The sequence below is a fragment of the Shewanella sairae genome, from assembly GCF_023283535.1.
Taxonomy (GTDB): domain Bacteria; phylum Pseudomonadota; class Gammaproteobacteria; order Enterobacterales; family Shewanellaceae; genus Shewanella; species Shewanella sairae.
Genome location: NZ_JAKILT010000092.1, coordinates 1 through 9,368, shown reverse-complemented (window position 1 = coordinate 9,368; position 9,368 = coordinate 1). Strand labels below are relative to the sequence as shown.

General features: G+C 43.1%; 6 protein-coding genes and 1 pseudogene. All 7 read right to left on the bottom strand.

All coding sequences use genetic code 11. The annotated features are described in order from the left end of the window. Positions 1 to 275 precede the first annotated feature (275 nt). Positions 276 to 3,392: an HsdR family type I site-specific deoxyribonuclease gene (locus L2748_RS22245; protein WP_220783216.1), complete on the bottom strand. Its 3,117-nt coding sequence runs from the start codon at positions 3,390 to 3,392 to the stop codon at positions 276 to 278. After that, positions 3,385 to 4,560 (bottom strand): ATP-binding protein, encoded by a 1,176-nt coding sequence (locus tag L2748_RS22240; protein WP_220783215.1) that lies wholly within the window; start codon positions 4,558 to 4,560, stop codon positions 3,385 to 3,387. Before L2748_RS22240 ends, L2748_RS22245 begins: the two co-directional genes overlap by 8 nt. Before the next feature lies 1 nt (position 4,561). Further along, positions 4,562 to 5,692: a restriction endonuclease subunit S gene (locus tag L2748_RS22235; RefSeq protein WP_220783214.1), complete on the bottom strand. Its 1,131-nt coding sequence runs from the start codon at positions 5,690 to 5,692 to the stop codon at positions 4,562 to 4,564. After that, positions 5,689 to 7,248, bottom strand: a complete 1,560-nt coding sequence (locus L2748_RS22230) for a type I restriction-modification system subunit M (RefSeq protein WP_220783213.1) — start codon at positions 7,246 to 7,248, stop codon at positions 5,689 to 5,691. The genes L2748_RS22235 and L2748_RS22230 overlap by 4 nt, the downstream gene beginning before the upstream one ends. A gap of 55 nt (positions 7,249 to 7,303) precedes the next feature. After that, positions 7,304 to 7,798 (bottom strand): PIN domain-containing protein, encoded by a 495-nt coding sequence (locus L2748_RS22225; RefSeq protein WP_220783212.1) that lies wholly within the window; start codon positions 7,796 to 7,798, stop codon positions 7,304 to 7,306. After that, positions 7,779 to 8,882, bottom strand: a complete 1,104-nt coding sequence (locus L2748_RS22220) for a helix-turn-helix domain-containing protein (RefSeq protein ID WP_220783211.1) — start codon at positions 8,880 to 8,882, stop codon at positions 7,779 to 7,781. Before L2748_RS22220 ends, L2748_RS22225 begins: the two co-directional genes overlap by 20 nt. Before the next feature lie 163 nt (positions 8,883 to 9,045). Beyond that, positions 9,046 to 9,279: pseudogene (locus L2748_RS22215) on the bottom strand (tyrosine-type recombinase/integrase); the annotation flags it as partial. Positions 9,280 to 9,368 lie beyond the last annotated feature (89 nt).

Here is a 9,368-nt window from a genome sequence, read left to right as displayed (position 1 = left end):
TTTGATTTCGTTAAGTATGCTCATATTTACCCTTTTGCATAAAACTCCCAAAAGCATGTCATCACTAGGCTCACTAGCTAATTTGTGGACAGAAATCATTTAGTAGCTTTACTTATTAGCTCCATTTGGGGGCCAATGACCTACCCAGAAAATGCATAACAATTATACTAATTTGAATATTCATATCTGCTATTTCGAAAAAATAGCACTAACTTAGAAAACATCGAGTTCTTTTCATTAAGCAAATAACTACGTGAAAAGAGCCCTACACATTACTATAATTGGCCACCCACACCTTTAAACTTTTCAACAAAAGAGGCTATTTTCTGAAACACCGTTTGCTTCTGTGTTCGATACAGCGGGTTAAGAGGACTTAGCTTAGGCAATGCCTCATTGAGGGCTGTGCCATTTTCCGATGCATACTCCCGCTTTAGTGATGAGGAAATATAGCGTTTAGCAGCATCTTCATTAAGTTTTTCAGATGAAATGATGGTTTCAGCCTCGCGTTTTTGTTCTACCTGAGCGAACTTAAAGAAGGCGTCAATAATACTGGCTTTATCATTTATTTCATCAAGGTTGGTTTGATTAATAAAATCGACAACTAAGCTCTCTTTGGCTCTATTACCTAAACTGCCACGTATCAAACGGCGAACTTCATCGATCAAACCTTCTTTGCTCTTATTCTTCTTATTGTGATCAAAAATCAACTCTAGAATGTAATCAAGGTTAATTTCTTGAGATTTAAGCAAATCGATTTCAAAGACAACATCATCCCAATCTAACTTTGATTCATCTTTCTCTTCACCCGCTTTCTGACGGCGAAGCCAATCGCGAGTGTCATTATAGGTAGAGCGGTAATCTTGAATTTCTCGATCACTAGGAATATTAATCGCTTGCATATTCTGAATGTCATCATCATCCAGATAATATTTTGCCTTAAACTCCTCAACAGCCTGAACATCATCAGTATCTAGGCTTTGCAGAGCCTTTAACGCTGCAAACTCATCGTAATTTTGCAGAATATTTTCAGCCCTCAGATACTCCCCAAATAGCTTCGCAAAGGCCTTTTTATCCGCTTCCTTCTCAACTGATTGTGGATCTGGAAAGCGTGTTTGTAGTTCAGTTACAATATCGACAAAGCCTCTACGAGCCTGACCGGTTACGATATCAGTAAAGCCTTCCATGTACTCTTTGTAGCTCTTTTCCAGCACTACATTTTTGGTATTGTTGTCACCAAACAAGGTGATGGCATCAATAGTTGCCTGCTCTAAATCACGGAAGGTAACAATATTGCCAAATGTCTTCGTCGCATCATAAATACGGTTAGTGCGAGAAAAGGCCTGCATTAAACCGTGATAACGCAAGTTCTTATCGACAAACAAGGTATTGAGTGTGGGAGCATCAAAGCCAGTTAAAAACATACCGACGACAATGAGCAGATCTATCTCCTGATTTTTAACCCGCTGAGCTAAATCACGGTAATAGTTTTGAAAGCCATTACTGTCCACGCCATAGTTGGATTTAAACATGGCATTGTAATCGGCTATCGCAGCACTTAAGAACTCCTTAGCACTGCTGTTCATCGCGTTCATCTCAAAGCTTTCATCGACAATGTCGCCTATTGCATCTTGATCTTCGTTAGCGGCAAACGAGAATATGGTGGCAATCCGAAGCGGCTTGCTTGTAGGGCTAGGTTCAGCTTGTGCTTGTAATGTCTTAAACGCTTCATAGTAGGCCTTAGCTGCATCAACACTACTTACTGCAAACATGGCGTTAAACCCTTTCGCACCAGAATAAGCTCTATGGGTTTTCTGGTTAAAATGGCTCAGAATGTACTGCGAGATTTCACTAATCCGTATTGGGTGCAAAAATGCTTGCTTATTCTCCGCTGCACTTAGCTTCTTATCATCTTGCTCAGTCTCAATGCTCTTAAATTGGGGGCGGACATCATTGTAATCGACCTTGAACTTCAGCACTTTTTCATCGCGGATAGCATCAGTAATCACATAGGTATGCAACTGCTGACCAAACACGCTGCCAGTCGTTTCAGCACCCAGTGCGTTTTCAGGGAAAATAGGCGTGCCGGTGAAGCCAAACTGATAGTACTTTTTAAATTTCTTCTTTAGGTTTTTCTGCGCTTCACCAAACTGACTGCGGTGACACTCGTCAAAAATAAACACAACTTGTTTATTGTATATTGGTAAGTCACCTTCGCTCTTCATTAGGTTGTTAAGCTTCTGGATCGTGGTAACCACGATCTTGTTGTCATCTTTATCAAGGTTACTCTTAAGCCCTGCGGTGCTATCTGAACCGTTCACACTATCAGGCGAGAACCGCTGATATTCTTTCATGGTCTGATAGTCGAGATCTTTTCGGTCTACCACAAAGAAGACCTTATCAATACAATCTAAGTCCGTCGCTAAACGAGCCGCTTTAAAGCTGGTAAGCGTTTTGCCCGAGCCTGTGGTGTGCCAAATGTAGCCGCCACTCTCTGTATTACTCCAACTCTTGCTGTTAAAGGCACTCTTAATCTTCCATAAGATACGCTCCGTTGCTGCGATCTGATACGGACGCATCACCAGCAAGGTGTTGCTGATATCAAATACCGAGTAACGCAGAATCACTTCAAGCAAAGTTTCTTTTTGGAAAAAAGTCGCCGTAAAGTCTTTTAGATCTTTAATCAGCGTATTGTCTGACTTCGCCCAATTCATGGTGAAGTCGAAGCTGTTTTTGTCTCGCTTAGTGGTATTGGCAAAATAGCGCGTGTCGGTGCCATTAGTGATCACAAAAAGCTGCAAGAACTTGTACAAAGAGTTTTCTGCATTAAAGCTCTCTTTGCTATAGCGATGAATTTGGTTGAAGGCTTCTCGAATAGCCACACCACGCTTTTTCAGTTCGATTTGCACTAGAGGCAATCCATTAACCAAAATCGTCACATCATAGCGGTTAGCATGACTACCTGTTTGTTCAAACTGTTTAATCACCTGCACTTTATTGCGGGCAATGGTCTTCTTATCAAACAGATAGATGTTTTCTATATGGCCATCATCAAAGACAAAATCGAAGATATAGTCGCTGTGCACCTTGCGGGTTTTATCGAGAATATTGTCGCTTGGCGTGTTTAGATATTGCTCGCAAAAGCGAACCCACTCGGCATAGGTAAACTCAACTTTATTCAGGGTTTGTAGCTGCTTACGCACATTCGCCAGCATGGCATCAGGTGTCGTTAAGCTAGGTACATACTCATAACCTTGGTGACTTAAATCTTGAATAAGCTCGCGCTCTAGTTCACCTTCGCTCTGGTAGCTTTCTGCTATTTGCCATGTTTTTGTGTATTTATCTAAAACGATGTAATTTTTAGACTCAACGATGGGCTTGGTGTAATCAACCATTTTGTTCTTCCTGCTGCCAAAAGCCGTAATTGGTGACCAAGTGATTTAGTAGAAAACCTACTGTTTTCTTTTCAGGGCCACTGGGTTCCGCGACGACTTCATTCGATAATGTTGAATGACTGGTAAATTGAATAATGCGGTTTAAATACGCCTGCTTGTCACCGGGCAAGAGTTCCGACCATTTTGGATAGCCCAAAAAGCTCGCCGTCTTTTCGTACAGGTTACGCAACAGCGTAAAATGGTACTTCTGCACGGTGTTGTCAGAGATGGCTTTTTCCAGTGTCTGCTTCAAATACAGGTGATAGGAGAAGCTTTTATTGGAATCGCCGTGCTTATCCAGCAGTGCAAAGGTGCCATCTTCAAACCGTTCCAACAAATAACAGGCTTTGCTGTTTAGCTCATTGAAGAGTACATTATAAAAAAGCGGGCTATGGGTAGTAAGAATGAACTTCAAGTTAGACTTGCTGGACTTGATCAGCCCCGCCAGATTAACAGCCAATTCGATCAAGTGGTTTTCATCCAACGAACTCACTGGGTCATCAATAAACACATATTCCAGCTGATCAAACTGCCTGGTCTCACGATTCTCTGGCTCTGCGACATTGAGAATGGTAATCACCTGATCCAACAGCGTATAAAAAACACTCCAGATAAAGTTACTTTCTTCACCTTTGGATATTTTCAGGGGCGCAGTGCCTTTATCATCGCCTCGCTCCAGGGTAAAGGTGACTTCGGCATAATTTTCACTGAAATGGGGGGTTAACTTGTCATTGGCGAAATGTTGAAAGTACTTAACGATATTCGTATCTTGCCCAAGGTCTTTCAGCAAGGTGAGCAGCCAGTCTGTATAGGTATTCGGCTGAATTTTCAGTTTGGGGGCAACATCCTCTTCTAAATCGTTATCCCAATAAAAGAGATCTTCAGTGAAGGCGTTGTAGTAGAGGATTTTCTTCCGTGGCGAAATGGTTTCGTCATCTTCGCCATTGCCTTTAGGTGCAACCAACTGTTTGAACTCACGAGACAGGCGGGTTTTCCCTGTGCCGTTGAAGGCATAAATCAACTGTACTTTAGGAACCTGTGTGACGATTTCGACTTCGGTAGTCTTCTTATTTTTCACCGTTCTTGGCGCATTTAGTTGCTCCGCGAGCTGCTTTAGTGTTTTGTTCATATCAGACCGCTACTTCTGCGTTCGGTTTAGGGAAGCTCAACAACAGGTCACGATAATATTCGTATTGCTTCTGGCGTAGCTCGATTTCTCGTGGAAGACCTTCTTTAATTGAACAGGTCAATGCATCAAACTTATCTAATGTAGCCACAATGCGTTCTTTTTCCTTTGTAACTGGGTTTGGAATTTTGATACTTTCCAAGTTTTTTTTATTCAACTTCGGTTGAGCTGCGCCAGATATATAAGGAGTTAAGTCGATACTATTCAGATAATATTCAACGTACTTTCTCTCTGCGTAGGTTTCAAACTTAAGCACGTGAGCATGATTGTTTACCCATGTTTTACCACTTATACTGAACGCGATAGGCGTGTTACGAGCCAATAAATTTGCACCGTCCTCAGAGACTAATAAGTAATCACCGTCAAAAATGTAATCCTTAACATAATCGACAATACCAGACGCGCCATAGTATGGAATGTCACCAGCCTCTCTCAGTCCACTGGTTATAGGCTTACGCTTTGAGTCTAGGTTTTGTGCAAGCTCACCCAACGTCTTCCATTCAACATCACCTTCTTCGAAACTCAACAACTGGTCGCGGTAGTAGTTGTATTGTTTTTTGCGCATGTTAAGCTCGGCTGTCAGCTCGGCTGTCAAGGCTGTAAATGCGTCCAGAATGCGCACAATTTCGGCTTGTATTGCCAGCGATTTTTCTGGGTTATCTGGGCATGGAATGGGGATTTTCAATTCATTTAAAACGGATTGCGTTTGGCTAGGAACCCCGCCTGCTTGGTTCATCTTACCAAGACCAACCGTGGTCAAAAAATAGTAAAGATACTTTGGGTTAACTTGTGCGTTGTCAATTTCCGTATAAAAGATGGTGTCAACGGTCCAAAACGGAACATCGACAAAGAATAGATTACCCAAGGAGCCCTTTCTCGGAATCAAGACTGAAGGCTTGTTGTAAGCATAAGTGTCTGCATATCGCATGATTCCACCTGACCCATAAACAGGAACTTCACCATCACCAAGCGACTTGTGATCTTTGCCATTTCTGATTCGCACAATGTCTCCAAGACGCTTAAATTCAACCCTGTCCGGACAGTATTCAACTTTTAGGTCATCAATAGGGCTCATGCGCCTAGCTCCTCACCTTCAATCTCTACCACAATTGCATCAATATCTCTGCGAAGCTGGTCAATTTTGAAAACAGTCGTTTTAAGGTCAGCATTAAGCACAGTAATATCCACTAACTCTCGCGTGTCTTTGGCTTTCACATAGCTACTGACCGATAGGTTGTAGCTATTGCCTGCGATTACGTCCAATTCAACGGATTTGGCAAAATGATCCACGTTCTCTTTGCTGGCAAATGCTTGGATGATCTGCTCAATGTGCTCGTTAGTCAGCACGTTGTTATTAGTTTCTTTTTTAAACAGGCCGCTAGCATTAATAAACTGGGTAGTGGTGTCAGTTTTGTGTTTAGAGAGCACCAAGATATTCACGGCAATAGTGGTGCCGAAGAACAGGTTAGGTGCCAGTGAGATCACGGTTTCCACATAGTTGTTATCGATAAGATACTGACGAATTTTTTGCTCAGCGCCACCACGGTAGAAAACTCCAGGGAAGCAAACAATTGCCGCACGGCCTTTGCTTGATAGGTAATTCAACGCGTGGAGGACAAAGGCAAAGTCCGCTTTCGATTTTGGTGCAAGCACACCAGCTGGGGCAAAGCGATCATCGTTGATCAAGGTCGGATCATCGCTGCCAATCCATTTCACGGAATAAGGCGGGTTTGAGACAATTGCATCAAACGGTTTGTCGTCTAAAAAGTGCGGCTCAATTAGGGTATCGCCGAGCTGAATATTAAACTTGTCGTAGTTAATGTTGTGCAAGAACATGTTCATACGTGCTAAGTTGTAGGTAGTGTGGTTTAGCTCTTGACCAAAAAAACCATCTTCAATGATATGGGCATCAAAATGTTTCTTGGCTTGCAACAGTAATGAGCCTGAACCCGCAGCAGGGTCATAGATTTTATTCACACTGCTTTGCCCGTGCATGGCCAATTGCGCGATTAATTTTGAAACATGCTGAGGGGTAAAAAATTCGCCACCGGATTTACCCGCATTAGCCGCATAGTTTGAAATAAGGAACTCGTAGGCATCACCAAACAAGTCAATTTGGTTATCTTCGAAATTGCCAAAACTTAACCCTGCAACACCTTTTAGAACCGCTGCAAGACGCTTGTTTTTCGCCTCTACCGTATTACCCAGGCGATTACTGGTAGTGTCAAAATCAGCAAACAAGCCTTTGATGTCTTTTTCAGAATCGTAGCCATTGGCCGAATTTTCGATTGCTGCAAAAACTGCGGCTAAGTCTGTGTTTAAGTTTTCATTTTTGTGCGCATTCGCAGCCACATTGCTAAACAACTGGCTTGGATAGAGGAAATAGCCTTTAGTGCGAATTGCATCATCTTTTGCCGCTATGATGTTTTCATCGCTGTCGTCCATTGCTGCGTAGTTAACGCTGTCATCACCGCCAGTAATGTAGCTAACAAAATTTTCGCTGATAAACCGATAGAATAAGGTTCCGAGAACGTACTGTTTAAAATCCCATCCATCCACAGAGCCTCGCACATCATTGGCGATTGCCCATATTTGGCGTTGAAGTTCGGCACGTTGTTGTATACTTGTCATTATTAGAATTCCTGATCGTTCTGAATTGCACTTTATAAGGGCAACCCATTAATTATTAGTTTGCTTGCTCTAGTTCTACTAAAGCTTGCTCTGCGATATGCCAAGGTAGACGCCTGCCATTGGCTTGCATTTGCCTGTAGGCCGCTCGCGCTTGTTCTGTATTGATTTGCTGATGAACCACCAGTTGGGTTACTAACCAAACTGTGCCTTTGACAATAGCGGCTTCTCTTTCTGCTGCTTTTCTAAGCGCCATATCACCAGTCAGCAAAGGACACTGCTCTTGTTTAGCTAAAGCAAGGGCAAAACAATCGTTTCGGCTCGCCTGGGTATAGGTACCTGTTAGCTGCATGGCATACATCATTGATTCTGCAGAAACCTCTTTTAGCGCTAACCCTAAATCTGGAAGGTGGGGATGATCTTCTTCAAGCTCTTCAAAAAAAAGGATATCTGGTGTCGCAAAGTCATAGGGCAACTGAAACATTGCTTGCAACAGACCACCTTCTTCCATGTCAATGAGGATATTGGCGTCACTAATTAGAAGCTGCTGCACAGTTAGCCTCCTGAGCTAACTGTGCTTGAATCGGCACCTCCAACTTTCGTTCTTTATGAAAGCTAGAAACAGACATGCCAAGTAACTCAGCGGCTTTTGACTCCCCTATGTACTCTTCACCTAAAGCACGGTATACCAATTGCTTATGTAGATAAGTCGATTCATGAGGGTATGCTTTTCCTGGCTCTTGAGTTCGCCAGCCATTTTTACTAAACAGCATAAATAGATTTTTCTGAGTCGCTGGCGTAATTATTCCACATTGGCCGGCTCGAAACAGTGCCGCCAACATGCTAATACCGTATTCATGCTTTAGCATCAGTAATTCACGCGGCTCAATATGACGGCGCTTTTCACCCAAGTGCTCAATAAGTGTTTGGGCAGGTAGAAGAAATGCACCAGCAAAGGCATTACAAGCTTTCTCTTCATCAATCCCTTCAGCTAAACGACCATGCACGACTAAGTGCCCAAGTTCATGGGCCAAGGTGAAGCGCTGGCGGTCACCACTTTGGGCGGTAGAGATCACCACTACTGGCGTGCTACCAATCTTCCCCGCTAAACCGTCAAACTTCTTATCTGTTTCCACATCCGTGGTAATGATCATCACACCCTTAGCTTCGAGGGTATCGATCATATCGTGAATAGGGTTTAGCCCTAGCTCCCAAGCATGGCGCATCTGAATAGCCAAGTCTTCAGCTTGTTCTAAGCTAAGGATTTGTTCAGGAAGTTCATTAGGTAGAGCAAACTCAGGGATAGGTTTTACTGAGTCAGGATAGAGTTCTAAAAGCTCCTGCCAACGTTCAGCTTGGTCTAATACGTCACCATTGATTCGGTCTAAGACTTTCTTGGGTGTGTTAGCACGCTTGCGGTACTCAACACCTTCCAGCTTCACCTTGGTCGGGCGAAAGAAGTACTCGCTGCGCACATCTAGCGCTTTCGCAAGCTTAAGTAAATTTGAAGAAGAGGGCATAGTCGTGCCATGTTCGTACTTTTTAATGGCGTTAGCGGATAGGCCAACTTCGCTGGCTAATGCACTCATTGATAGCCCGGCAGCCTTGCGGGCTCGTTCTAGGCGCTCTGCAAACATGGTATCCTCTCAAGCAATGGCTTGGTTTATAAAAATGACTAAACTGTAATTAATATAAACCTGTTTGCCGTAATTTGCTATCTAATTTGCAGTTCCGAGCTCTCCATTTTGCTCATTATCCAATCTACCACCTGCTCATGCGCATGGCTTTAACACAATAATGTCATAACTCTATATCCTCAGATATATTAAGTGCATCCTCCATCTCTACCCCTAAATAACGAATTGTATTATCCAACTTGGCGTGACCAAGCAATAGCTGTACGGCTCGAATGTTTTTCGTTCGTGCATAGATCAAGGTTGCCTTTGTTCTTCGCATAGAGTGAGTTCCATACAGGTAATGGTCATAACCAAGTTGTGACGCCCAGCGACGAATTATGGTTGCATAGCAGCTATGTAAGCGATCAATATAGGACGGTCTTGTCAGATTCTAATAAGTCTGCATTAGATCTGAGGTAAGCGGGTTGTCCGCAAACTTAGCCTTCC